Source organism: Aeromonas sp. ASNIH4, assembly GCF_002934425.1.
GTDB lineage: Bacteria > Pseudomonadota > Gammaproteobacteria > Enterobacterales > Aeromonadaceae > Aeromonas > Aeromonas hydrophila.
In genome coordinates, this window is sequence record NZ_CP026217.1 from 5,136,548 (window position 1) to 5,160,000 (window position 23,453).

38 protein-coding genes are annotated in these 23,453 nt (G+C 56.9%); 34 read left to right on the forward strand and 4 right to left on the reverse strand.

Features of this window, described 5'->3' with window-relative positions:
* Positions 1-14 precede the first annotated feature (14 nt).
* Entirely contained in the window at positions 15-743 is a 729-nt protein-coding gene (locus C2U40_RS24085; protein ID WP_103828663.1) for a ComF family protein, read from the reverse strand.
* A 36-nt stretch (positions 744-779) separates the two neighbouring features.
* Here C2U40_RS24085 and bioH point away from each other — a divergent pair, with 36 nt between their 5' ends.
* The 4 genes from bioH (at position 780) to C2U40_RS24105 (ending at position 3,022) form a co-directional block, all read left to right on the forward strand.
* Positions 780-1,544 (forward strand): pimeloyl-ACP methyl ester esterase BioH, encoded by a 765-nt coding sequence (gene bioH / locus C2U40_RS24090; protein WP_103828664.1) that lies wholly within the window; start codon positions 780-782, stop codon positions 1,542-1,544.
* Positions 1,545-1,615: 71 nt separating this feature from the next.
* Positions 1,616-1,849, forward strand: coding sequence for a flagellar hook protein FlgE (locus C2U40_RS24095; protein ID WP_042065963.1), 234 nt, complete (start codon positions 1,616-1,618; stop codon positions 1,847-1,849).
* A 1-nt stretch (position 1,850) separates the two neighbouring features.
* Positions 1,851-2,648: a putative metalloprotease CJM1_0395 family protein gene (locus C2U40_RS24100; RefSeq protein WP_103828665.1), complete on the forward strand. Its 798-nt coding sequence runs from the start codon at positions 1,851-1,853 to the stop codon at positions 2,646-2,648.
* A 95-nt stretch (positions 2,649-2,743) separates the two neighbouring features.
* Positions 2,744-3,022: a hypothetical protein gene (locus tag C2U40_RS24105; protein ID WP_011704307.1), complete on the forward strand. Its 279-nt coding sequence runs from the start codon at positions 2,744-2,746 to the stop codon at positions 3,020-3,022.
* Positions 3,023-3,077: 55 nt separating this feature from the next.
* On the opposite strand, the gene C2U40_RS24110 is transcribed toward C2U40_RS24105, so the two are convergent.
* Positions 3,078-5,384 (reverse strand): Tex family protein, encoded by a 2,307-nt coding sequence (locus tag C2U40_RS24110; protein WP_181025005.1) that lies wholly within the window; start codon positions 5,382-5,384, stop codon positions 3,078-3,080.
* Positions 5,385-5,653: 269 nt separating this feature from the next.
* Positions 5,654-6,127: a transcription elongation factor GreB gene (gene greB, locus C2U40_RS24115; protein ID WP_011704309.1), complete on the reverse strand. Its 474-nt coding sequence runs from the start codon at positions 6,125-6,127 to the stop codon at positions 5,654-5,656.
* Between the two features lie 236 nt (positions 6,128-6,363).
* Between greB and ompR the strand changes: the two genes are divergently transcribed.
* Complete coding sequence (ompR, locus tag C2U40_RS24120; protein WP_005307934.1) at positions 6,364-7,083, forward strand: osmolarity response regulator transcription factor OmpR; 720 nt, start codon at positions 6,364-6,366, stop codon at positions 7,081-7,083.
* Positions 7,080-8,390: a two-component system sensor histidine kinase EnvZ gene (gene envZ / locus C2U40_RS24125; protein WP_049046723.1), complete on the forward strand. Its 1,311-nt coding sequence runs from the start codon at positions 7,080-7,082 to the stop codon at positions 8,388-8,390. Before ompR ends, envZ begins: the two co-directional genes overlap by 4 nt.
* 35 nt (positions 8,391-8,425) lie before the next feature.
* On the opposite strand, the gene C2U40_RS24130 is transcribed toward envZ, so the two are convergent.
* Complete coding sequence (locus C2U40_RS24130) at positions 8,426-9,340, reverse strand: DMT family transporter (RefSeq protein WP_103828667.1); 915 nt, start codon at positions 9,338-9,340, stop codon at positions 8,426-8,428.
* Between the two features lie 356 nt (positions 9,341-9,696).
* Here C2U40_RS24130 and rpsJ point away from each other — a divergent pair, with 356 nt between their 5' ends.
* The 28 genes from rpsJ (at position 9,697) to rplQ (ending at position 23,320) form a co-directional block, all read left to right on the forward strand.
* Complete coding sequence (gene rpsJ / locus C2U40_RS24135) at positions 9,697-10,008, forward strand: 30S ribosomal protein S10 (protein WP_005307944.1); 312 nt, start codon at positions 9,697-9,699, stop codon at positions 10,006-10,008.
* 22 nt (positions 10,009-10,030) lie between these two features.
* Positions 10,031-10,663, forward strand: coding sequence for a 50S ribosomal protein L3 (rplC, locus tag C2U40_RS24140; RefSeq protein ID WP_010672559.1), 633 nt, complete (start codon positions 10,031-10,033; stop codon positions 10,661-10,663).
* 17 nt (positions 10,664-10,680) lie between these two features.
* Complete coding sequence (rplD, locus tag C2U40_RS24145; RefSeq protein ID WP_005340616.1) at positions 10,681-11,286, forward strand: 50S ribosomal protein L4; 606 nt, start codon at positions 10,681-10,683, stop codon at positions 11,284-11,286.
* Complete coding sequence (gene rplW / locus C2U40_RS24150; RefSeq protein WP_005307955.1) at positions 11,283-11,585, forward strand: 50S ribosomal protein L23; 303 nt, start codon at positions 11,283-11,285, stop codon at positions 11,583-11,585. The genes rplD and rplW overlap by 4 nt, the downstream gene beginning before the upstream one ends.
* A 15-nt stretch (positions 11,586-11,600) precedes the next feature.
* Positions 11,601-12,422: a 50S ribosomal protein L2 gene (gene rplB, locus C2U40_RS24155; protein ID WP_005307957.1), complete on the forward strand. Its 822-nt coding sequence runs from the start codon at positions 11,601-11,603 to the stop codon at positions 12,420-12,422.
* Between the two features lie 22 nt (positions 12,423-12,444).
* Entirely contained in the window at positions 12,445-12,723 is a 279-nt protein-coding gene (gene rpsS, locus C2U40_RS24160) for a 30S ribosomal protein S19 (protein ID WP_005307960.1), read from the forward strand.
* Positions 12,724-12,733: 10 nt separating this feature from the next.
* Positions 12,734-13,078, forward strand: coding sequence for a 50S ribosomal protein L22 (rplV, locus tag C2U40_RS24165; protein WP_011704314.1), 345 nt, complete (start codon positions 12,734-12,736; stop codon positions 13,076-13,078).
* A 3-nt stretch (positions 13,079-13,081) separates the two neighbouring features.
* A complete protein-coding gene (gene rpsC, locus C2U40_RS24170; protein ID WP_005331168.1) occupies positions 13,082-13,795 on the forward strand; it encodes a 30S ribosomal protein S3 in 714 nt (237 codons plus the stop codon).
* 13 nt (positions 13,796-13,808) lie between these two features.
* Positions 13,809-14,222, forward strand: a complete 414-nt coding sequence (rplP, locus tag C2U40_RS24175; protein ID WP_005307963.1) for a 50S ribosomal protein L16 — start codon at positions 13,809-13,811, stop codon at positions 14,220-14,222.
* Positions 14,222-14,413 (forward strand): 50S ribosomal protein L29, encoded by a 192-nt coding sequence (rpmC, locus tag C2U40_RS24180; RefSeq protein ID WP_005307965.1) that lies wholly within the window; start codon positions 14,222-14,224, stop codon positions 14,411-14,413. The genes rplP and rpmC overlap by 1 nt, the downstream gene beginning before the upstream one ends.
* Entirely contained in the window at positions 14,413-14,661 is a 249-nt protein-coding gene (gene rpsQ, locus C2U40_RS24185; RefSeq protein WP_005307966.1) for a 30S ribosomal protein S17, read from the forward strand. Before rpmC ends, rpsQ begins: the two co-directional genes overlap by 1 nt.
* Before the next feature lie 147 nt (positions 14,662-14,808).
* Positions 14,809-15,177, forward strand: coding sequence for a 50S ribosomal protein L14 (rplN, locus tag C2U40_RS24190; RefSeq protein WP_005307975.1), 369 nt, complete (start codon positions 14,809-14,811; stop codon positions 15,175-15,177).
* A gap of 11 nt (positions 15,178-15,188) precedes the next feature.
* Complete coding sequence (gene rplX, locus C2U40_RS24195) at positions 15,189-15,506, forward strand: 50S ribosomal protein L24 (RefSeq protein ID WP_005307977.1); 318 nt, start codon at positions 15,189-15,191, stop codon at positions 15,504-15,506.
* A gap of 13 nt (positions 15,507-15,519) precedes the next feature.
* Positions 15,520-16,059, forward strand: a complete 540-nt coding sequence (gene rplE / locus C2U40_RS24200; RefSeq protein WP_005331162.1) for a 50S ribosomal protein L5 — start codon at positions 15,520-15,522, stop codon at positions 16,057-16,059.
* Between the two features lie 10 nt (positions 16,060-16,069).
* The gene (rpsN, locus tag C2U40_RS24205; RefSeq protein ID WP_011704315.1) at positions 16,070-16,375 is read left to right on the forward strand and encodes a 30S ribosomal protein S14; all 306 of its coding nucleotides are present in this window, start codon (positions 16,070-16,072) and stop codon (positions 16,373-16,375) included.
* A gap of 21 nt (positions 16,376-16,396) precedes the next feature.
* Positions 16,397-16,789: a 30S ribosomal protein S8 gene (gene rpsH / locus C2U40_RS24210; protein ID WP_011704316.1), complete on the forward strand. Its 393-nt coding sequence runs from the start codon at positions 16,397-16,399 to the stop codon at positions 16,787-16,789.
* A 13-nt stretch (positions 16,790-16,802) separates the two neighbouring features.
* Positions 16,803-17,336, forward strand: a complete 534-nt coding sequence (gene rplF, locus C2U40_RS24215; RefSeq protein WP_005307981.1) for a 50S ribosomal protein L6 — start codon at positions 16,803-16,805, stop codon at positions 17,334-17,336.
* A 9-nt stretch (positions 17,337-17,345) separates the two neighbouring features.
* Positions 17,346-17,699: a 50S ribosomal protein L18 gene (rplR, locus tag C2U40_RS24220; RefSeq protein WP_011704317.1), complete on the forward strand. Its 354-nt coding sequence runs from the start codon at positions 17,346-17,348 to the stop codon at positions 17,697-17,699.
* Between the two features lie 14 nt (positions 17,700-17,713).
* Positions 17,714-18,214 carry a 30S ribosomal protein S5 gene (rpsE, locus tag C2U40_RS24225; RefSeq protein WP_011704318.1) on the forward strand — a complete coding sequence of 167 codons (501 nt, stop codon included), beginning with the start codon at positions 17,714-17,716 and terminating at the stop codon, positions 18,212-18,214.
* 6 nt (positions 18,215-18,220) lie between these two features.
* Positions 18,221-18,400 carry a 50S ribosomal protein L30 gene (rpmD, locus tag C2U40_RS24230; protein ID WP_005307985.1) on the forward strand — a complete coding sequence of 60 codons (180 nt, stop codon included), beginning with the start codon at positions 18,221-18,223 and terminating at the stop codon, positions 18,398-18,400.
* 2 nt (positions 18,401-18,402) lie between these two features.
* Positions 18,403-18,840 carry a 50S ribosomal protein L15 gene (gene rplO, locus C2U40_RS24235; RefSeq protein ID WP_005307987.1) on the forward strand — a complete coding sequence of 146 codons (438 nt, stop codon included), beginning with the start codon at positions 18,403-18,405 and terminating at the stop codon, positions 18,838-18,840.
* An 8-nt stretch (positions 18,841-18,848) separates the two neighbouring features.
* The gene (gene secY / locus C2U40_RS24240; RefSeq protein WP_010672567.1) at positions 18,849-20,177 is read left to right on the forward strand and encodes a preprotein translocase subunit SecY; all 1,329 of its coding nucleotides are present in this window, start codon (positions 18,849-18,851) and stop codon (positions 20,175-20,177) included.
* Between the two features lie 27 nt (positions 20,178-20,204).
* Positions 20,205-20,318 (forward strand): 50S ribosomal protein L36, encoded by a 114-nt coding sequence (gene rpmJ / locus C2U40_RS24245; RefSeq protein WP_005319705.1) that lies wholly within the window; start codon positions 20,205-20,207, stop codon positions 20,316-20,318.
* Positions 20,319-20,457: 139 nt separating this feature from the next.
* Positions 20,458-20,814: a 30S ribosomal protein S13 gene (gene rpsM, locus C2U40_RS24250; protein WP_005307991.1), complete on the forward strand. Its 357-nt coding sequence runs from the start codon at positions 20,458-20,460 to the stop codon at positions 20,812-20,814.
* A gap of 14 nt (positions 20,815-20,828) precedes the next feature.
* On the forward strand, positions 20,829-21,218 hold the full coding sequence (rpsK, locus tag C2U40_RS24255; RefSeq protein ID WP_005319702.1) for a 30S ribosomal protein S11: 390 nt from the start codon (positions 20,829-20,831) through the stop codon (positions 21,216-21,218).
* Positions 21,219-21,257: 39 nt separating this feature from the next.
* Positions 21,258-21,878, forward strand: coding sequence for a 30S ribosomal protein S4 (gene rpsD / locus C2U40_RS24260; protein ID WP_011704319.1), 621 nt, complete (start codon positions 21,258-21,260; stop codon positions 21,876-21,878).
* A gap of 25 nt (positions 21,879-21,903) precedes the next feature.
* On the forward strand, positions 21,904-22,893 hold the full coding sequence (locus tag C2U40_RS24265; RefSeq protein WP_005307997.1) for a DNA-directed RNA polymerase subunit alpha: 990 nt from the start codon (positions 21,904-21,906) through the stop codon (positions 22,891-22,893).
* Positions 22,894-22,936: 43 nt separating this feature from the next.
* Positions 22,937-23,320, forward strand: a complete 384-nt coding sequence (gene rplQ, locus C2U40_RS24270) for a 50S ribosomal protein L17 (protein WP_005307999.1) — start codon at positions 22,937-22,939, stop codon at positions 23,318-23,320.
* Positions 23,321-23,453 lie beyond the last annotated feature (133 nt).

Consider the following 23,453-nt stretch of genomic DNA (forward strand, 5'->3'; position numbering starts at 1 on the left):
TAGCATGCCGATGGTTACTTGAGATGCTTGAGGGTGCGACAGACGGCCCACACTTCCACCTTTGTGACTCCGCTCTCATGGAGCAAGCGGGTGAGATGGCCGGCGGTCGCGCCCGTGGTGACCACATCATCGAGCAGCGCCACGTGCTGGTAGGCGTGGGGCCTGATCTGGAAGGCTCCGCGCAGATTGCGCCGCCGCTGGCCGGCACTGAGCCTGGTTTGCTGCGGGGTTGCCCTGACCCGGCGCAGCAGGCGTTTGTCACAAGGAATGCCGGTCAGCTCGCTGAGGGTGATGGCTATCTCTTCCGCCTGATTAAAGCCGCGCCACCATTGGCGCCACCAGTGCAGAGGCACCGGAATGATGGCCTCTGGCGGCTCGCTGAGATCCAGATGATCGGCCAGCAGCCGGGCGAGCAGCGGGGCCAGCAGGATCTGGCCGGAATACTTCAGCCGGGGGATCAGCATGGGGTAGGGTGGCCGGTAGTTACCGATGACCTGCAGCCGCTCCCATGGCGGCGGCCTGCGCTGGCAACGACCGCAGATCGGCAGGCGCTCTTCATGCAATACCGGCAAGGGGGCCGCACACAAGCGGCAGGTGTGGTCAGCCTGCTGCAGTGCCTGCCGGCACCAGCTGCACAGCAAGGGGTCAACATCGCAAGGCTGCTGGCAGAGCAGGCAGTTGCCCTGCCAGTCGGCATGGCGGCCGAGGATCGGACTTGCTTTGGCGAGCAACCGCTTTAACATGCTGACCCCAACAGAGTGAACAGGATCTGAGTCTAGATGAGCGTGTCGGTTGAGCGGTTTGGTCAGGGGCCCGATCTGGTGCTGTTGCACGGATGGGGAATGAATGGCGCGGTCTGGCATGGCATTGTGCCGGCCCTGGCGTCTCGCTATCGCGTCCATCTGGTGGATCTGCCCGGCTTTGGCAACAGTCCGCTGGCAGGCGAGGTGAAGTACAGTCTGCCCTGGCTGGCTGAAGAGGTGGCAGCCATCCTGCCGGAGCAGTGCCATTTGCTGGGGTGGTCCCTCGGTGGTCTGGTGGCAAGCCAGTTGGCCTTGAGCCATCCCGAGCGACTGTACTCTCTCATCACGGTGGCCAGCTCCCCCTGTTTCATGGCCCGCGGCGAATGGCCGGGGATCGCCCCCAAGGTACTGGCCGGTTTCAACCAGATGCTGGCGGGGGACTTCAAGCAGACCATCGAACGCTTCCTGGCGATCCAGGCGATGGGTAGCGAACATGCCAGGGATGACATCCGCCAGTTGCGCCACTGGCTGGCGGAGCGGCCCGCTCCCCAGCTGGCGGCGCTGGAGGCCGGACTCGGTTTGCTGGCTGAGGTCGATCTGCGTGATGAGTTGACACCATTGAGCCTGCCTTGGCTGCGAGTCTACGGTCGGCTGGATTCACTGGTGCCCAAGGCATCGATCCCTCTGCTGGACGAGCGTTACCCAAGCAGCCGCAGTGTGGTGCTGGAAAAGGCCTCACACGCGCCCTTTATTTCCCATCCACAACAGTTCATTGAAATCATTGAACATTTTGTAGGTTGAAAAATAGCCAATTTACTTCATTAATCCTCTGGCGTGGCGGATAATTAATCCAGTGTCAGAGGAGAGTTGTCATGCGTATAGATTCAGCATTGAACAGCGGTGTGCAAGGCTTTCAGCGTGCAGAGCAGATCGCCGACAAGGCGTCCAGCCAGATCGCCAGGCTCAATACCCCGAGCGGTGACAAGGTGCAGCTGCCCGACGAGCTGGTGAACCTCAAGAGTGCCGAGGTGCAGGCCGGTGCCTCTGCCAAGGTGATCCAGACCGCCAGCGACATGATGGGAACCCTGATAGACATCCGGGTGTGACATGAACATCAATGTCAGTCTGCCGACCATCATTCCCAACCAGCTGCAACCGCAGACGGAATCGGCACGCACTGACAATCGTCGCGCGGCACTCATCCCCCAGAGCCGTCAGAGCGAGGCTTTCAACGCCGAGTCCGAAGTCGGCTCCCAGAAAGAGAAGTCCAGAGCCAGCCAGGCCAATCCCAATCAGACTTCCCAGCAGGCGCGAGATGGTGCCCAGACCGGCAACCCGCAGGCGGCGATCGACAACCGCTTCGTCGAGGCCACCGGTGAGGATGGCCAGCGCAACAAACAGCAAGATCCCAAGCAGCAGGAGCAACAGCAGAAGCAGGAGCTGCAGGTCAAGGAGCTGGCCGACAGGGATCAGGAGGTGCGCACTCACGAGCAGGCGCACCAGAGCACCGGTGGTCAGTATGCGGGCAGCCCTACCTATGAATTTGCCATGGGGCCGGATGGCAAGCGTTACGCGACCGGCGGTGGCGTCTCCATCGATATCGGGACCATCCCCGGCGATCCCAGAGCCACCATCGCCAAGATGCAACAGGTGCGGGCCGCCGCACTGGCGCCTGCCGAGCCCTCCTCTCAGGATCTGAGCGTAGCCAGAAGTGCTGCGGCCAAGGAGGCGCAGGCCCGCAAGGCACTGCTCTCTTCCAACCCTGATACTGCCCTGGCTGCCGACGGCAGCGCCAAGACGGGTGTGCTGAACGGCTACATGGAGCAGCGCAACCAGGTCATCGCCCAGCGTTATCAGCAGGCAGTCAAGCCTGCTGCCCAGCAGAACCTGAGCCTGAGTGTCTGAGGTTTCCAGTGTATTTCAGCCCGGTTTTTTCCCTCGCGAGCAGGCATTTGCAACTAATCTGAGGGGTAATCCCATCCACGCTCACAGGAGTCGTCATGCACTTTGATGAAGTCAAACCGGAAGATTTTGCCACCTTCTCCCGTGTACCACCGCCGCACCTCCAGATGGAGCAGTTCTTGATGCAGCTCGGTGGGGGCGGTACCGAAGGCACCCATTTCAAGAAGAAGGTGATGTTGGCAGCAGGCTGGAGCCATACCGGCGTGGTTTCCTATGGCAAGTATCCGCAAGAGGCCTGCAAGGCATTCAACCGGCTGCGGGAAGTACTGGCAGCCCATCGGGAGGCTGACGCCATTCTGGCTGCGCTGGCCCAATGAGGCCGAGCAACAGCGACAAAAAAGCCCCTCGCGGGGCTTTTTGCATTCTAGGGGCTTATTTCTTCAGCTTTGACAGGGCGGCCGCGAAGGCGTTGCCCATGGCACCCTCGGTCGGAGCGTTCTGACGGGGCGCCTGTTTCGGCTTGGTATTGCCGGTGTGGCGCGGCTCGGCCGGTTTGCGGGCTGGCTGGCCGGCTTTCTCATCCAGACGCATGGTCAGACTGATGCGTTTGCGCGGTACGTCGACCTCCAGCACCTTGACTCGGACGATGTCGCCGGCCTTGACCACCTCGCGGGGATCCTTGACGAAGCGATCGGTTAGGGAGGAGATGTGCACCAGCCCGTCCTGATGGACGCCGATGTCGACGAAGGCGCCAAAGTTGGTGACGTTGGTGACCACCCCCTCCAGCACCATCTCGGGCACCAGATCGCTGATTTTCTCTACCCCTTCCTTGAAGGTGGCGGTCTTGAACTCGGGACGCGGGTCGCGGCCAGGCTTGTCCAGTTCACCGATGATGTCGGTGACAGTAGGCACCCCGAACTGCTCGTCGGTGTAGTCGGCGGGTTTGAGAGTGCGCAGCAGGCTGCTGTTGCCGAGCAGGCTGTCCACGGTCTGCTCCAGCTTGGCGAGGATCCGCTCCACCACAGGGTAGGATTCCGGGTGCACCGCCGAGCCGTCCAGCGGGTTGCTGCCGCCACGAATGCGCAGGAAGCCGGCGCACTGCTCGAATGCCTTTGGCCCGAGTCGGCTTACTTTCAGCAGTTGCTGACGACTCTTGAAGGCGCCGTTCTCGTCGCGGTAGGCGACGATGTTCTGAGCCAGGGTCTGGGAGAGGCCGGAAACCCGGTTGAGCAGGGCGACCGAGGCGGTATTCACATCCACCCCGACCGCGTTCACGCAATCCTCGACCACCGCATCGAGGCGGCGGGCCAGCTGGCTCTGGCCGACGTCGTGCTGGTACTGGCCGACACCTATGCTCTTGGGATCGATCTTGACCAACTCGGCCAGCGGATCCTGCAGCCGGCGGGCGATGGAGACGGCGCCACGAATGGAGACGTCGAGCTCCGGGAACTCCTGGGAAGCGAGCTCGGAGGCGGAGTAGACCGATGCCCCCGCTTCACTCACCACGATTTTCTGCGCCTTGGCGGCCGGGTAGCGCTCGAACAGATCGCTCACCAGGCGGTCGGTTTCCCGCGAGGCGGTACCGTTGCCGATGCTGATGAGTTCGACCTTGTGCTTCTGGCACAGCTCGCTCAGGGTCTTGAGACTCTGGTCAACCTGGCGCTTGGGTTCGAACGGATAGATGGTCGCGTGATCGACCAGCTTGCCGGTGGCATCGACCACCGCCACCTTGACCCCGGTGCGGATGCCGGGATCCAGCCCCATGGTGCAGCGCATGCCAGCCGGCGCTGCCATCAGCAGATCCTTGAGGTTCATGGTGAATACCTTGATCGCCTCCTCTTCTGCTGACTCGCGGATGCGGCCGATCAGCTCGGTCTCCATCTGCAAGGAGAGCTTGATCTTCCAGGTCCAGCTCACCACCCCCTGCAGCCACTTGTCGGCCGGGCGGTGTTGCAAGTTGAGCCTGAGGTGATGGGCAATGATCCCTTCGCAGGGGCTGGCACCCTCATCGTCGCCGGCAACCAGCGCCAGGTTGAGGATCCCTTCGTTGCGGCCACGCAACATGGCCAGTACCCGGTGGGAGGGGGCCTTGTGCAGCGGTTCGTCGTGCTCGAAGTAGTCCTTGAACTTGGCCCCTTCCTGTTCCTTGCCGGCCACTACGCGGGCGCGCAGGGTGGCGTTGTGCCACAGATAGTCGCGCAGCTTCTCGAGGAGATCCGCCTGCTCGGCGAAGCGCTCCATCAGGATGTAGCGGGCACCGTCGAGGGCGGCCTTGCCGTCGGTGATCCCCTGTTCGGCATTGAGGAAGCGAACCGCCTCTTGCTCGGGATCTTTCATAGGGTCGCTCAGCAGCAGGTCGGCCAGTGGCTCCAGCCCCGCCTCGATGGCCATCTGCCCCTTGGTGCGGCGCTTGGGTTTGTAGGGGAGGTAGAGGTCTTCCAGTCGGGTCTTGCTGTCGGCGTCGTTCAGCTCGCGGGCCAGCTCGGGGGTCAGTTTGCCCTGCTCTTCGATGGAGCGCAGGATCACCTGGCGGCGATCCGCCAGTTCGCGCAGGTAGCCGAGGCGGCTCTCCAGGGTACGCAGCTGGCTGTCGTCCAGACCTCCGGTTACCTCTTTGCGGTAACGGGCGATGAAGGGGACGGTGGCGCCTTCGTCCAGCAGGCGAACGGCGGCCTGCACCTGCTCCGGGCGGGCATTCAGCTCACCGGCAATCTGATGTTCTATTACGTGGCTTTGCATCGAGGGTCTCTTGGTCGGGTCCTGGTCAACGGGCAGGCGCGAGGCGATGTCGCCGGGCAGGGGGTCTGTCCTGGCGGTACTCAAGGTACCAGCCGGGCCACTGCCGCGCGGGCCGGTTGGCGCCGCAAGGCGCCGGGTGTGAGCACTATATGGGGTCGGGCAGCGGGATGCCACCCCGGCAAAAATGACGCTTGTTATACCCGGTGGGTGGGCATGCTAGGTCCATCCTGGCCTCGTCAGCCGATCTGGCCGTCTGGGTCGGCGCTGGCTTATTTGGGATAGCTGATCTCATTGATGTACCAGCAGGCGTCACCGACTGGCGTACGTACTATGGCCTCGTCCCCCACCTCTTTCTTGAGCAGGGCGCGGGCCATGGGGGAGTCGATGGAGATGTAATCCTTGCGCTCGAAGATCTCGTCATAGCCGACGATGCGAAAGCGCTTGGTCTCTCCCTCCTCGTTTTCCACCTCGACCCAGGCACCGAAAAAGACCTTGCCCTCCTGGGCGGGGGAGTAGTCGACGATCCCCAGCTCCTCGAGGCACTTGCGCAGGTAACGGACCCGCCGGTCGATCTCCCGCAGCCGTTTCTTGTTGTATTGGTAGTCGGCATTCTCGCTGCGATCACCAAGGCTGGCCGCCCAGGCCACTTTGCGGGTGGTCTCGGGGCGCTCCTCGCGCCAGAGGAAATCGAGCTCCTGTTTGAGCTTGTTGTAGCCTTCACGGGTGATCAGCTTGGTCTTCATCGGTCGTTACCTGTGTCAGTGGGGCTGATGAGCCTCTTATGGCTCGGCAGATCTTATCCGTTGTCGCCTTGCTGTCGAGCAAAAACTGGGGCGTCTGAGGGGAGGCCTGAGTGGTGAGACGCGGGGTGAAGGGGCGCAAAATCGGCTGAATGGGCAATAACCGGTAACATATTTAGGCTTGGCCGTTACGAGCCCGAGCTCTAGTATTGGCAGCATATCGAGAGGAGAGGCAAGCAATGAGTCAGCAATACAAGGTTCTGGTCGTCGACGATGATTTGAAATTACGTTCCCTGCTGGAGCGCTACCTGACCGAACAGGGGTTCGTGGTTCGGGGCGTCGCCAATGGTGAACAGGCCGACCGCCTGCTGACCCGTGAGAATTTCAGCCTGATGGTGCTGGATTTGATGCTGCCGGGGGAAGACGGCCTCTCCATCTGCCGCCGCCTGCGCGAGGCTGGCAACCAGATCCCGGTGCTGATGCTGACCGCCAAGGGGGATGAGGTGGATCGCATCGTCGGGCTCGAGATGGGGGCCGATGATTACCTGCCCAAGCCGTTCAACCCCCGTGAGCTGCTGGCCCGGATCCGCGCCGTGCTGCGCCGGCACACCGTCGAGTTGCCGGGCGCCCCCTCCACCGCCGAGAAGGTGGTGAGCTTTGGCAGCTATCAGCTCAACCTGGCGACCCGCGAGCTGAGCCGCGATGGTGATCCGGTTGCGCTGACCAGCGGCGAATTCGCCGTGCTCAAGGTGCTGGTGAGTCATCCGCGCGAGCCTCTCTCTCGCGACAAGCTGATGAACCTGGCCCGCGGTCGCGAATATACCGCCACCGAGCGCAGCATCGACGTGCAGGTCTCGCGCCTGCGTCGCCTGCTGGAGCAGGACCCAGCGCAGCCCCGTTATCTGCAGACCGTCTGGGGTCTGGGCTATGTGTTCGTGCCGGACGGTGACGGCGAATGAAGAAAGTGAGCAGCATGTTTTCCCGCATGCTCTGGTTTTTGGCCGCCGTGCTGGTGGTCTATCAGTTTGTCTCCTATGCCACCTTCTACAACTATCTGCTGGCGCCGACCGTCAAGCAGATCAGCCACCTGCTGGCCAACCAGGTCAAGCTCATCTTCCCGGTCGAGAGCAACCAGCTGGCGCTGAGTGAAGACGCCGAGGCGCTGGTCTATGTGGCGACCGGCAGCGACATCTATACCCAGACCGAGGCGGAGCAGCACGGGCTCAACGAGTCCAAGCCCTACACCTATCTGGAAGAGAGCATCAGCCGCGAGCTGGGGGGCAAGACCAAGGTCAGGGTCGAGATCCAGGATCACTACATCATCTGGATCCAGCCGCCCCAGGCCAACAAGGTGTGGGTGCGCATCCCGCTGACCGAGATCGAGGATGACGACATCGAGCCGCTGATCCTCTACATGAGCGTGCTGCTGGTGGTGACCTTGTTCGCGGCCTGGCGCTTTGCCCGCCAGTTGGTGCGGCCGCTGGAAGATCTGGAGGCGGGGGCCGTGGCGGTGGCGCGCGGCAATTTCCCCGATGCGTTGGGGGAGCAGGGCTCGCGGGAGGTGCGTCGGCTGACTCGCACCTTCAACCATATGTCGAGCTCCATCAAGGGCCTGATCGAGGAGCGCAACCTGATGATGGCGGGTGTCTCCCACGATCTGCGTACCCCGCTGACCCGTATCCGACTGGCGACCGAAATGATGTCCTCCGGGGATGAGTACCTCAAGGAGAGCATCAATGCGGACATTGACGAGTCCAATGGCATCATCGATCAGTTCATCGACTACATTCGGCCGGACGAGGGGCTGGATACCCAGCAGATCGACCTGACCCAGCTGATCCACGACAGCTTGCTGGTGCAGACCGATCAGGGTCTGGAGGTGGAGCTCGAGTTGCCGGCCGAGGCAGTACGGGTGGCCTGCAATCCCATCAGCATTCGCCGCATCCTCAACAACCTGTCAGGCAATTCGCTGCGCTACGGTGCGAGCCGGCTGCAGGCCGAGCTCAAGGATGATGGTCACTGGGTGCGGCTGCGGTTGTCGGATGACGGCCCCGGTATTCCGGAGCAGGATTACTACCGGGTGCTCAAGCCCTTCACCCAGGGCAACGAGGCCCGTACCGGCAGCGGCAGCGGCCTGGGGTTGGCCATCGTCGCCAAGATCGTTTCCCAGCATCATGGCACCATCAGGCTGGGGTGCTCCGAGCTGGGGGGTTTGCTGGTGGAGATCCGGCTGCCCAAGAACCAGCCGCTGGAGTGGATTGATTGAACGAAGGGCGTATCCGTGGATACGCCCTTCGCATGTCAGGCTTGCGGCTCGCTGGTCTTGCGGTAGCGCCTGCCGTATTTCAGCTGCTGGATCAGCAGGGCGGCGACAATGAGCGCCAGCCCGATGGGGGTGGCCGGGTGGATGGTCTCGCCGATCAGCAGGTTGAGCAGCACCAGCGAGGCAAACGGCGAGATGAAGATGAGGTTGCTGATGGGGGCCGTGTTGGTGGCGTGGCGCAGCGCCATCAGCCAGAGCACGAAGCCGAAGCCCATCTCGAACAACCCCACGTAGATGGCGCCGGCCCACCCCTGCCAGGCGGTCATGGCAAAGTCCGAGAGCAGCCAGGTCGCCGCGACGATGAAGGGCAGGCTGATGAGGAAGCCCAGCAGCAGGCTGACGATGGGGTCGCCCTGGTTGCGGGTGTTGAGGATCCAGTAGCCGGCCCAGATCAGGGTCGATACCAGTGCCAGCGTGACGCCGAGGGGGCTGTCGAACTGCAGACCGAATACATCCCCCTTGGTGGCAATCACCAGCGCACCGAAGTAGCCGAGCACGATGGCGACTCCGTCGCGGCGGCGCAGCTTCTGACCGAGGAAGGGCACCGCCAGCAGACTGAGGGTGATGGCCCAGGTGTAGTTGAGGGTCTGCGCCTGCTGGGCGGGCAACAGGTCATACGCCTTGAACAGCAGCAGGTAATAGAGAAAGGGGTTGAGCACTCCCAGTGCCAGATAGTAGAGGGGGCGACTCTTGATATAGCCGAGCAGCAGCGGCAGTTTGCCCTGACAGGTCACGATCACCCCGAGCGTCAGGGTCGAGGTGCAGGCCGCGACCAGCAGCAGCTGTACCGGTTCAAAGTAGGCGAGGGAGATCTTGAAGGCGCTGGCGACCGTCGACCAGAGGGCGACGGCGCAGAGTCCATATTGATAGGCTTTTTTCTGATCTTTGAGCATGGGGTGTCGTTCCGATGACGAAGGCCGGCACACAGTCTACCAGCCTGTTTGCAACATTGTCGTTACCCCTGCCAGGCAAGGGCTTGCCCAGCCTTTGGCGAGATCCATCTGTCACATAAAATTGCGCACAATCTGTTCGCCTTCTCTTGCGCAAATTGAAAAAATCCGTATAATCCCCTCCGCTTACCCATGAGGTAAGCCAGACGATATGTCTGCTTGCTGAGTTTCCCGCTTGCGGGAGCCAGCCATACAGTCCTCCCGATATGGGAGGAAACGTGAAAAATCGCACCTCTGGCGGGAGTAATCTCGGTCGGGCGGTGTTGATTTATGTTCTTTTATCTATTGGAGCTCTGTCAATGCAGAACCAAAGAATCCGTATCCGCCTGAAGGCTTTTGATCATCGCCTGATCGATCAATCCACTGCGGAAATCGTTGAAACTGCAAAGCGCACCGGCGCGCAGGTTCGCGGTCCTATTCCGCTGCCGACTCGCAAAGAGCGCTTCACCGTCCTGATCTCCCCGCACGTCAACAAAGATGCGCGTGATCAGTACGAGATCCGCACTCACAAGCGTCTGGTAGACATCGTTGAGCCGACTGACAAGACCGTTGACGCCCTGATGCGTCTGGATCTGGCAGCTGGTGTAGACGTCCAGATCAGCCTGGGTTAATTACGGAAAGAGGTTGATAACAATGACAATCGGTCTTGTAGGTCGCAAAGTGGGTATGACTCGCATCTTCACTGAAGATGGCGTTTCTATCCCGGTGACTGTTATCGAAGTTGAAGCTAACCGTGTAACTCAGGTCAAATCTGTAGAAACCGACGGCTACAACGCTATTCAGGTTACCACTGGCGCCAAGAAAGCCAGCCGTGTAACCAAGCCGGAAGCTGGCCACTTCGCCAAAGCTGGTGTAGAAGCCGGCCGCGGTCTGTGGGAATTCCGCCTGAACAACGGTGAAACTTTCACTGTTGGTAGCGAGCTGAAAGTAGATCTTCTCGCTGACGTTAAGCTGGTAGACGTTACCGGCACATCCAAGGGTAAAGGTTTTGCCGGTACTGTTAAGCGCTGGAACTTCCGCACCCAGGATATGACCCACGGTAACTCTCTGTCCCACCGTGTACCTGGCTCCATTGGTCAAAACCAGACCCCGGGCCGTGTATTCAAGGGCAAAAAGATGGCTGGTCACATGGGTGCTGAGCGTGTAACGACTCAGAACCTGGAACTGGTTCGTGTTGACGCTGAACGCAACCTGCTGCTCATCAAAGGCGCAGTACCGGGTGCAACCAACGGCAACGTGATCGTTAAACCTGCCGTCAAAGCGTAACGTCTGAGGAGATAGTAATGGAATTGGTAATGAAAGACGCCAAGAGCGCTCTTGAAGTTTCCGAGACTACCTTCGGGCGCGAATTCAACGAAGCTCTGGTTCACCAGGTTGTCGTTGCTTATGCCGCTGGTGCCCGTCAGGGTACTCGTGCGCAGCTGACTCGCTCTGAAGTGTCTGGTGGCGGCAAAAAGCCGTGGCGTCAGAAGGGTACTGGTCGTGCCCGTGCTGGCTCCATCCGTTCGCCCATTTGGCGTTCCGGTGGTGTGACTTTTGCAGCTAAGCCGCAAGATCACAGCCAGAAAGTAAACAAGAAGATGTACCGCGGCGCTATCCGTAGCATCCTGTCCGAGCTGGTACGTCAAGAGCGCCTGATCGTTGTTGAGAAGTTCGGCATCGAAGCTCCGAAGACCAAAGAACTGATCGCCAAGCTGAAAGAAATGGAACTGACTGACGTTCTGATCGTGACTGCTGAAGTCGATGAGAACCTGTTCCTGGCTGCTCGTAACCTGTACAAAGTTGACGTGCGTGACGTTGCCGGTATCGACCCGGTCAGCCTGATCGCTTTCGACAAGGTTCTGATGACTGCTGACGCAGTTAAGCAAATCGAGGAGATGCTGGCATGATCCGTGAAGAGCGTCTGCTGAAAGTTCTGAAGGCTCCGCACATCTCTGAAAAGAGCACCATGGTCGCAGAAAAGCAGAACACTATCGTGTTCAAAGTTGCTGTTGATGCCACCAAGGCGGAAGTCAAAGCTGCAGTTGCGAAACTGTTCGAGGTCGAAGTTGAGACCGTCCGTACCCTGAACATGAAGGGTAAGACCAAGCGCGCAGGTGCACGCGTAGGCCGTCGTTCCGATTGGAAAAAGGCTTATGTGACCCTGAAAGCTGGTCAGGACATCGACTTCATGGGCGCAGCCGAGTAAGAGGAGTTCTGAAAAATGGCAATCGTTAAGTGCAAGCCTACTTCTCCGGGCCGCCGCCACGTCGTCAAGATCGTCAACCAAGACCTGTACAAGGGCAAGCCCTTTGCAGCTCTGCTGGACAAGAAAGACAAGTCCGGTGGTCGTAACAACAACGGCCGCATCACCACCCGTCACATTGGCGGTGGTCACAAGCAACACTACCGTATCGTCGACTTCAAGCGCGACAAAGACGGTATCCCGGCCAAAGTAGAGCGCCTGGAATACGATCCTAACCGTACCGCAAACATCGCCCTGGTGCTGTATGCAGACGGTGAGCGTCGTTACATCCTGGCTCCGAAAGGCCTGAAAGCTGGTGATGCAATCGCTTCTGGTGCTGATGCCGCAATCAAGGTAGGTAACACCCTGCCGATGCGCAACATCCCGGTCGGTTCTACCGTTCACGCTGTTGAGATGAAGCCTGGTAAAGGTGCCCAGCTGGCTCGTTCTGCTGGTACTTTCATCCAGATCCTGGCTCGTGAAGGTAACTATGTAACTCTGCGTCTGCGTTCCGGCGAAGTACGTAAAGTTCTGGCCGAGTGCCGCGCCACCATCGGTGAAGTTGGTAACTCCGAGCACATGCTGCGTCAACTGGGTAAAGCCGGTGCAAACCGCTGGCGTGGTATTCGTCCGACCGTTCGCGGTATGGCGATGAACCCGGTCGACCACCCGCACGGTGGTGGTGAGGGTCGCAACAAGGGCATGCAGCCTGTGTCCCCATGGGGCCAGAAGGCTAAAGGCTTCAAGACCCGTAAGAACAAGCGTACCGACAAGTACATCGTACGTCGTCGTAACAAGTAATTGTTAACATAGAGGAATCACCATGCCACGTTCTCTCAAGAAGGGTCCATTTATTGACCTGCACTTGCTGAAGAAGGTAGAGAAAGCGGTGGAAAGCGGGGATAAAAAGCCGGTTAAGACCTGGTCCCGTCGTTCAATGATCATCCCGAACATGATCGGTTTGACCATCGCTGTCCATAATGGTCGTCAGCACGTTCCGGTTTTCGTTACCGAAGAAATGATCGGTCACAAACTGGGTGAATTCGCACCGACTCGTACTTATCGCGGCCATGCTGCTGATAAGAAGGCTAAGAAGCGCTAAGGGATAAATGATGGAAGCTATCGCTAAACACCGTTATGCCCGTACTTCTGCCCAGAAAGCTCGTCTGGTAGCCGATCAAGTACGTGGTCTGTCCGTAGACAAGGCTCTGAACATCCTGACCTTCAGCCCGAAAAAGGCTGCAGCTCTGGTGAAGAAAGTGCTGGAATCTGCCATTGCAAACGCTGAGCACAACGAAGGCGCCGATATCGACGCGCTGCGTGTTGCTACTATCATGGTCGACGAAGGTCCCTCCATGAAGCGCATCCGTCCGCGTGCCAAAGGTCGTGCGGATCGTATCCTCAAGCGTACCGCTCACATCACCGTAGTGGTATCCGACGCTAAGGCTGGGAGATAAGCAATGGGTCAGAAAGTACATCCTAATGGCATTCGCCTGGGTATTACCAAGCCTTGGAATTCTACCTGGTTCGCGAACACCAAAGACTTCGCTGACAACCTGTACAGCGATTTTCAAGTACGCCAGTTCCTGACCAAGGAACTGAAAAACGCGTCCTTGTCCAAGATCACCATCGAGCGTCCGGCCAAGAGCATCCGTGTGACCATTCACACCGCTCGTCCGGGGGTTGTGATCGGTAAGAAAGGCGAAGACGTTGAGAAACTGCGCAAAGCTGTAGCCGCAATTGCTGGCGTGCCTGCTCAGATCAACATTTCCGAAGTCCGCAAGCCGGAGCTGGATGGCAAACTGGTTGCCGACAGCATCACTTCCCAGCTGGAGCGTCGTGTAATGTTCCGTCGTGCTATGAAGCGCGCCGTACAGAACGCAATGCGCCTGGGTGCCAAGGGCATCAAAGTGGAAGTTTCCGGTCGTCTGGGCGGCGCTGAAATCGCGCGTACCGAATGGTACCGTGAAGGTCGTGTGCCGTTGCACACCCTGCGTGCCGACATCGACTACGCAACTTCTGAAGCCCACACCACTTACGGTGTGATCGGCGTTAAAGTTTGGATCTTCAAGGGCGAAGTTCTGGGCGGTCTGGCTGCTGTTAATGCCGCTGCTGCTCAAGAGCAAGCTCCTGCAAAGCCCAAGCGTGACAACAAGCGCCGCGCTGCTAAGTAAGGAGATTCGGTAAATGTTGCAACCAAAGCGTACTAAATTCCGCAAGACCCACAAGGGTCGTAACCGCGGTCTGGCCAACTCTGGTAACGAAGTATCCTTCGGTACCTTTGGCCTGAAGGCGACATCCCGTGGTCAACTGACTGCTCGTCAAATCGAAGCAGCCCGTCGTGCCATGACCCGTCACGTTAAGCGTCAAGGCAAGATCTGGATCCGTGTGTTCCCGGACAAGCCCATCACCGAAAAGCCCCTCGAAGTTCGTATGGGTAAAGGTAAGGGTAACGTGGAATACTGGGTTTGCCCGATCCAGCCTGGCAAGGTTCTGTACGAGATGGATGGTGTACCTGAGGCTCTGGCGCGTGAAGCGTTTGCCCTGGCCGCAGCTAAGCTGTCCGTTCAGACCACTTTCGTAATTAAGACGGTGATGTGATGAAAGCCCAAGATCTGCGTCAAAAGAGCGTCGAAGAACTGAACCAGGAGCTGCTGGGTCTGCTGCGTGAGCAATTCAACATGCGCATGCAAGCTTCCACCGGCCAGCTGGCTCAGACTCACACTCTGAAACAAGTGCGTCGTGACGTCGCACGTATCAAGACTGTACTGACTGAGAAGGCAGGTGCGTAATGACTGACAAGATCCGTACTCTGCAAGGTCGTGTAATCAGCGACAAGATGGACAAGTCCATCACTGTTGCTATCGAGCGCAAGGTAAAGCACCCGATCTACGGTAAGATCATCAAGCGCACTACCAAGCTGCACGTACATGATGAAAACAACGAATGCAAAGCTGGCGACCTCGTGGAAATCCGCGAATGCCGCCCGCTGTCCAAGACCAAGTCCTGGACCCTGGTTGCCGTTGTAGAAAAGGCCTAATCGGTACTTTGTAGTCCAAACGGCCCCTTAGTGGGGCCGTTTGTTTTTTAGGCTACCTTTTCTAAAAATCCTGTGTTATAGTTTCGCGCCTTTTGAAGGCAGCCAGATCCCGAGAGGGATAAGAAGTAAACAAAGCGGAGCACTAAGATGATCCAGATGCAAAGTATGCTGGGTGTTGCCGACAACTCCGGCGCTCGCAGTGTAATGTGTATTAAGGTTCTGGGTGGTTCGCACCGCCGTTACGCCGGCATCGGCGACATCATCAAGGTTTCCATCAAGGAAGCCATTCCTCGCGGTAAAGTGAAGAAAGGTGATGTGTATAACGCGGTGGTCGTACGCACCCGTAAAGGCGTTCGTCGTCCGGACGGCTCTGTCATCCGTTTCGACAACAATGCGGCTGTGTTGCTTAACAACAACCAACAGCCAATCGGTACTCGTATTTTTGGCCCGGTGACTCGTGAACTGCGTAATGAGAAGTTCATGAAGATTGTGTCCCTGGCACCCGAAGTACTGTAAGGAGTCGAACGATGGCAGCTAAAATCCGTCGCGAAGACGAAGTGATTGTTCTTACCGGCAAAGACAAGGGCAAGCGTGGCAAAGTCACTCAAGTCCTGATTGCAAAAGGTAAGGTAATCGTGGAAGGCATCAACCAGGTGAAGAAACACCAGAAGCCGGTACCCGCACTGGGTCAGGCTGGCGGTATCGTCACCAAAGAAGCCCCCATCGATGTATCTAACGTAGCGCTGTTCAACTCTGCCACTGGCAAGGCTGACCGCGTTGGTTTCCGGATTGAAGACGGCAAAAAAGTCCGTTTCTTCAAATCCACCGGCGAACTTGTGAAGTAATTGGAGTTTAACGATGGCGAAACTGCATGATTACTACAAATCCGATGTAGTAAATGAACTGTCCAAACAGTTCGGTTACAAGACTATCATGCAAGTCCCTCGGATCGAGAAAATCACCCTGAACATGGGTGTTGGTGAAGCGATCTCTGACAAGAAATTGCTGGAAAATGCTGCTGCCGATATGGCTGCCATTTCCGGTCAGAAGCCGCTGATCACCAAAGCTCGCAAATCTGTTGCGGGCTTCAAGATTCGTGAAGGCTACCCGATAGGTTGTAAAGTAACCCTGCGTGGCGAGCGTATGTGGGAGTTCCTGGAACGGCTGATTTGCATCTCCGTACCGCGTATCCGTGACTTCCGCGGCCTGAACGCTAAAGCGTTCGACGGTCGTGGTAACTACTCCATGGGCGTGCGTGAGCAAATCATCTTCCCGGAAATCGACTATGACAAGGTCGATCGCGTCCGTGGTCTGGATATCACCATCACCACTTCCGCGAATACCGATGAAGAAGGCCGTGCTCTGCTGGCTGCCTTTAACTTCCCATTCCGCAAGTAAGGTTAGGGTTATGGCTAAAACTTCCATGAAAGCACGTGAAGCAAAGCGTGCGAAGCTGGTAGCCAAGTTCGCCTCCAAGCGAACCGAGCTGAAAGCTATCATTGTTGATATGAACGCTTCTGAAGAAGCGCGTTGGGATGCTGTCCTGCAACTGCAACAGCTGCCCCGTGATTCCAGTCCGTCCCGCCAGCGTAACCGTTGCAATATTACTGGTCGTCCGCACGGTTTCCTGCGCAAGTTTGGCCTGTCTCGCATCAAGGTGCGTGAGCATGCCATGAAGGGCGAAATTCCGGGCCTGAAGAAGGCTTCTTGGTAACGAATCTCGGGAGTTAGACTTATGAGCATGCAAGATCCGATCGCGGATATGCTGACCCGCATCCGTAACGGTCAGGCGGCGAGCAAAGTTGCGGTTTCCATGCCTTCTTCCAAGCTGAAAGTGGCTATCGCCAAAGTGCTGAAAGAAGAAGGTTACATCACTGGCTACTCCGTAGCTGGTGACGTGAAGCCGGAACTGGAAATTGAACTGAAATATTTCCAGGGCAAGCCAGTTGTAGAACTGATCCAACGCGTGAGCCGTCCCGGCCTGCGTATTTACAAGCGCACTACTGATCTGCCGAAAGTTATGGGCGGTCTCGGTGTTGCTATCGTGTCCACGTCTAAAGGTGTGATGACTGACCGTGCTGCCCGCAAAGCAAGCATGGGCGGTGAGATCATCTGCTACGTCGCTTAATAGGAGGTAGGAAATGTCTCGTGTTGCTAAGGCACCCGTCACTATTCCTGCTGGCGTAGAGGTGACTCTGAACGGCCAGGAACTGTCCATCAAAGGTGGTAAAGGTTCCCTGGTTCGCTCTATTCACGCCGGTGTAGAAGTGACCAAAGAAGACAATGTACTGAAGTTCGCCCCGCGCGACGGCATCGCTGGTGCTGACGCTCAGGCCGGTACTGCCCGTGCATTGGTCAACAACATGGTAATCGGTGTTACCCAAGGCTTCGAGCGCAAGCTGCAGCTGGTTGGTGTAGGTTATAAAGCCTCCATCAAGGGCAATGCTGTTGCGCTGGCTCTGGGCTTCTCTCACCCGGTAGAGCATGCGCTGCCGGCTGGTGTGACCGCTGAGTGCCCGACTGCCACAGAAATCGTTCTGCGTGGTGTCGACAAGCAGCTGGTTGGCCAAGTCGCCGCCGATATCCGTGCTTACCGCGCTCCGGAGCCCTACAAGGGCAAGGGTGTACGCTATGCCAACGAGCAAGTGCGTACTAAAGAAGCTAAGAAGAAGTAAGGTAACACTATGGACAAGAAAGCAGCTCGTCTCCGTCGTGCTACTCGTGCTCGGAAAAAGATGCAGGAACTGGGAGCTACCCGTCTGGTTGTTCACCGTACCCCGCGTCATATCTATGCGCAGGTTATTGCAGCCAACGGTTCCGAAGTTCTGGCCTCTGCTTCCACAGTAGAGAAAGCCATCAGTGAAGCTATTAAATACACCGGTAACGCTGATGCAGCGACCGCGGTAGGTAAAGCAATCGCTGAGCGTGCTATTGCCAAAGGCGTTCAGAACGTATCTTTCGATCGTTCCGGTTTCAAGTATCACGGTCGCATCGCTGCTCTGGCAGCTGCTGCACGTGACGCTGGTCTTCAGTTCTAAGCTAGGAGTCGAAGATGGCTAAAGTCGAATCTCAAGCCGGCGAACTGCAAGAAAAGCTGATTGCAGTAAACCGTGTTTCGAAAACTGTTAAAGGTGGTCGTATCATGTCCTTCACCGCGTTGACCGTGGTGGGTGATGGTAACGGCCGTGTAGGTTACGGTTACGGTAAGGCCCGTGAAGTTCCGGCCGCTATTCAAAAAGCGATGGAACAGGCTAAGCGTAACCTGAACAAGGTTGAGCTGAACAACGGCACTCTGCACCACCCGGTGCGCGGTGTTCACTCCGGTTCCACCGTGTTCATGAAGCCGGCCTCTCAAGGTACTGGTATCATTGCAGGCGGCGCCATGCGTGCTGTTCTGGAAGTTGCTGGTATCCACAACGTGCTGGCCAAGACCTACGGTTCCACCAACCCAATCAACGTTGTTCGCGCAACTGTCGACGCTCTGGTACAGGGTCAATCCCCGGCCCAGATCGCTGCCAAGCGTGGTCTGCGCGTTGAAGAAATTCTGGGGTAATGCGACATGGCTAACACTGTAAAAGTAACTCAAACTCGCAGCTCTATCGGCCGTCTGCCAAAGCACAAGGCGACTCTGCGTGGTCTGGGTCTGCGTCGCATTGGTCACACCGTTGAGCTGGAAGATACTCCCTGCGTACGCGGCATGATCAACCAGGTTTATTACATGGTTAAGGTGGAGGGCTAAGCATGCGTCTGAATACTCTGTCTCCGGCCGCTGGCTCCAAGCGCGTTAAGCACCGTCCGGGCCGTGGTATCGGTTCTGGTCTGGGCAAGACCGGTGGTCGTGGTGTTAAAGGTCAAACCTCTCGTTCCGGTGGCGGCAAAGTCCGCAACGGTTTCGAAGGCGGCCAGATGCCTTTGAAAATCCGTCTGCCGAAGTTCGGTTTCTTCTCCCGCAAATCTTTGGTTTCTGCCGAAGTGCGCCTGAACGAAATCGCCCTGGTAGAAGGTGATGTGGTCGACGTGAGCACTCTGAAGCAAGCCGGTGTTATTACTAAAAACATCGTATTCGCTAAAGTTGTTCTGTCTGGCAACATTGACCGTGCTGTGACCGTTCGTGGTCTGTCCGTCACCAAAGGTGCACGTGCAGCCATCGAGGCCGCTGGCGGTAAAATCGAGGAATAATCAGTACAATGGCTAAGAAACCAGGATTGGATGTTAAAGCACAGGGTGGTCTGAGTGAACTGAAGAGCCGTCTGCTCTTCGTTCTCGGGGCGATTATCGTTTTCCGTGCAGGCTCTTATGTGCCGATTCCTGGTATTGACGCCGCCGTACTGGCCGAGTTGTTCCAACAACAGAAGGGCACCATCATTGAGATGTTCAACATGTTCAGTGGTGGTGCACTCTCGCGTGCTTCTATTCTTGCGCTGGGGATCATGCCGTACATTTCGGCGTCGATCATTATCCAGCTGCTGACTGTGGTTCACCCCGCTCTTGCTGAACTCAAGAAGGAAGGTGAATCCGGCCGTCGCAAGATTAGCCAATATACCCGTTGGGGCACGCTGGTTTTGGGAACGTTCCAGGCCATTGGTATTGCAACCGGTCTGCCGAATATGATGCAAGGACTCGTGACTCATCCGGGTTTGGGCTTCTATTTCACAGCCGTTGTGAGTCTGGTCACCGGTACCATGTTCTTGATGTGGTTGGGTGAGCAGATTACCGAGCGTGGGATTGGTAATGGTATCTCGTTGATTATCTTTACAGGTATCGTTGCTGGTCTGCCTCATGCCATTGGCGCTACGGCCGAACAGGCACGTCAAGGGGAATTGCACATCCTGCTGTTGTTGTTGCTGGGCTTGATTGTTTTCGCAGTGACTTACTTTGTGGTGTTCGTGGAGCGTGGTCAGCGTCGTATCGTCGTTAACTATGCCAAGCGTCAACAAGGCCGCCAGGTATTTGCCGCGCAAAGCACACACCTGCCGTTGAAAGTGAATATGGCCGGTGTGATTCCTGCGATTTTCGCATCCAGCATCATCCTCTTCCCAGGGACCATTACCTCTTGGTTTGGTCAGGGCGAGGGCAAGATCGCTGATATCCTGCAACAGGTCTCTATGGTCCTGCAGCCGGGTCAGCCCTTGTATGAGATGCTCTATGCAGCAGCCATTATCTTCTTCTGCTTCTTCTATACCGCGCTGGTGTTCAACCCCCGCGAGACAGCAGACAACCTGAAGAAGAGTGGAGCCTTTATCCCGGGGATCCGCCCGGGCGAGCAGACAGCACGTTATATCGATAAGGTTATGACTCGCCTGACATTGGCAGGTGCGCTCTATATAACCTTTATCTGTCTGGTACCCCAGTTCTTGATGACTGCCTGGAACGTACAGTTCTACTTCGGTGGCACCTCGCTGCTGATTATCGTGGTAGTTATCATGGACTTCATGGCTCAGGTTCAGACCCATATGATGTCTCATCAATATGGTGATGTCCTGAGGAAGGCCAACCTGAAGGGCTACGGCCGCTAAAGGTCGGCGTAGTTACGGAGTTAAGCAATGAAAGTTCGTGCTTCCGTTAAGGCAATCTGCCGTAACTGCAAAATCATCAAGCGTCACGGTGTGGTGCGTGTGATTTGCAGCGAGCCAAAGCATAAACAGCGCCAAGGCTAATTTTTTACGGTTAGTACTTGCAACAAATAGTTGTGCTGGCTAATATAGCCAGCCAACTTTTGTTGTGTATTGGTTGACCGCCACGTATCCGCTCACGGGCTTTGTGGTGGTCGTAATCTACTATATGTAGGAGTGAATAGTGGCCCGTATCGCTGGCATTAACATTCCTGACCATAAGCATGCAGTCATTGCTTTGACTGCTATTTATGGCGTCGGTCGTACCCGCTCCAAGGCCATCTGTGCCGCAGCCGGTATCGCTGAGAATGTGAAAATTAAAGACCTGGACGAAGCTCAGATCGAGAGTCTGCGTGAACAAGTAGGTAAATTCACCGTTGAAGGTGACCTGCGTCGTCAGATTTCCATGAACATCAAGCGATTGATGGATCTGGGTTGCTACCGTGGTTTGCGTCACCGTCGTAGCCTGCCTGTTCGTGGTCAACGTACCAAGACCAACGCTCGTACCCGTAAGGGTCCGCGCAAGGCTATCAAGAAGTAACGGGAAGGTAGAAAATGGCTAAAACTCCGACTCGTGCTCGCAAGCGCGTTAAAAAGCAAGTGAGCGACGGTATTGCGCACGTTCATGCATCTTTCAACAACACAATCGTGACCATTACTGACCGTCAGGGCAATGCTCTGTCATGGGCTACCTCTGGTGGTTCAGGTTTCCGTGGTTCCCGTAAGTCCACTCCGTTTGCTGCCCAGGTAGCTGCTGAGCGTGCTGGTGAGATCGCCAAAGAATACGGCGTGAAGAACCTGGAAGTCATGGTCAAAGGTCCGGGTCCCGGTCGTGAGTCTTCCATCCGCGCTCTGAACGCGGCTGGTTTCCGCATCACTAACATTACTGATGTGACTCCGATCCCGCACAACGGTTGTCGTCCTCCCAAGAAGCGCCGCGTGTAACGCTGTAGCTACTTGGTCTAGGATTGTTGGAGAAAGAAGATGGCAAGATATATCGGTCCTAAGCTTAAGCTTAGCCGTCGTGAGGGCACCGACCTCTTCCTGAAGTCTGGTGTTCGTGCGATTGATTCTAAGTGCAAGATTGACACCGTTCCTGGTCAACATGGTGCGCGTAAAGCGCGTCTGTCTGACTACGGTGTTCAGCTGCGCGAGAAACAAAAAGTTCGTCGTATCTACGGCGTATTGGAAAAACAGTTCCGCAACTACTACCGCGACGCTGCCCGTCAAAAGGGTAACACCGGTGAAAACCTGTTGCAGCTGCTGGAAGGTCGTTTGGACAACGTTGTTTACCGTATGGGCTTCGGTGCTACCCGTGCTGAATCTCGTCAGCTGGTGAGCCACAAGGCCATCATGGTCAACGGTCGCGTTGTGAACATTCCTTCTTTCCAGGTTTCCCCTGAGGACGTGATCTGCGTTCGTGAGAAGGCTAAGAAGCAAGCGCGTATCAAAGCATCCCTCGAGGTTGCTGGTCAGCGCGAGAAGCCGACTTGGGTAGAGGTTGATGCCGCTAAAATGGAAGGTGCTTTCAAGCGTCTGCCAGAGCGTTCCGACCTGTCTGCCGACATTAACGAACAGCTGATCGTCGAGCTTTACTCCAAGTAAAGCTAGCTTCTAAAGAGAGGACACAATGCTGGGTTCTGTAACAGATTTTCTTAAACCGCGGCTAGTTGACATCGAGCAAGTTAGCCCGACTCATGCGAAAGTGACTCTCGAGCCACTTGAGCGTGGCTTTGGTCACACGCTGGGTAATGCCCTGCGTCGTATTTTGCTGTCTTCTATGCCCGGTTGTGCAGTTACTGAAGTCGAAATTGACGGGGTACTGCATGAGTACAGCAGCAAAGAAGGTGTACAGGAAGACATTCTTGAAATCCTGCTCAACCTGAAAGGTATCGCTGTGAAGCTGGAAGGCAAGGACGAGGTAACTCTGTCCCTGACCAAGTCTGGAACAGGCCCCGTTACCGCTGGTGATATCACTCACGGTGATGAAGTCGAGATCGTAAACCCGGAGCACGTAATCTGCCACCTGACTGGTGCCAATGCTGAAATCAGCATGCGCCTGAAAGTTCAGCGCGGTCGTGGTTATGTGCCTGCTTCTGCTCGTGTTCACAACGATGATGAAGAGCGTCCTATTGGTCGCCTGCTGCTGGACTCCGCGTTCAGCCCCATCGTTCGTATTGCCTACAACGTTGAGGCAGCACGTGTGGAGCAGCGTACCGACTTGGACAAGCTGGTCATCGACATGGAGACCAATGGTACTCTGGATCCTGAAGAAGCCATCCGTCGTTCTGCCACTATTCTGGCTGAGCAACTGGAAGCCTTCGTGGATCTGCGCGATGTCAGCGTGCCCGAGAAGAAAGAAGAGAAACCCGAGTTTGATCCGATTCTGCTGCGTCCTGTCGATGATTTGGAGCTGACAGTTCGTTCTGCGAACTGTCTGAAGGCAGAAGCTATCCACTATATTGGTGATCTGGTACAGCGTACCGAAGTTGAGTTGCTTAAGACTCCTAACCTCGGTAAGAAGTCCCTGACTGAGATCAAGGACGTGTTGGCCTCCCGTGGTCTGTCTCTTGGCATGCGCCTCGAGAATTGGCCGCCCGCCAGCATCGCTGACGAGTAATCCAGATTACGGGTTTCACAGATTTAGTTAGAAGGATAAGGTCATGCGCCATCGTTTGAGTGGTCGTCAACTGAACCGGAACAGCAGCCATCGTCAGGCTATGTTCCGCAACATGGCCAGCTCCCTGGTTCGTCATGAGATCATCAAGACGACTCTGCCTAAGGCAAAAGAGCTGCGTCGTGTAGTTGAACCGCTGATCACCCTTGCCAAGACTGATAGCGTTGCTAATCGTCGCCTGGCATTTGCCCGTACTCGCGATAACGCGATCGTGGCTAAGCTGTTCAATGAACTGGGCCCGCGCTACCTGGAGCGCGCCGGCGGTTATACTCGCATTCTGAAATGCGGTTTCCGTGCAGGCGACAACGCCCCTATGGCTTACATTGAGCTGGTAGACCGCCCGGCCGCTGCTGAAGCAGCTGCTGAGTGATAAAGAAAAAGCCGGGCTTGTCCCGGCTTTTCTTTTAATGGATTCTGATACTGCCTCAACTGCCTCAACTGCCTCAACTGCCTCAACTGCCTCAACTGCCTCAACTGCCTCAACTGCCTCAACTGCCTCAACT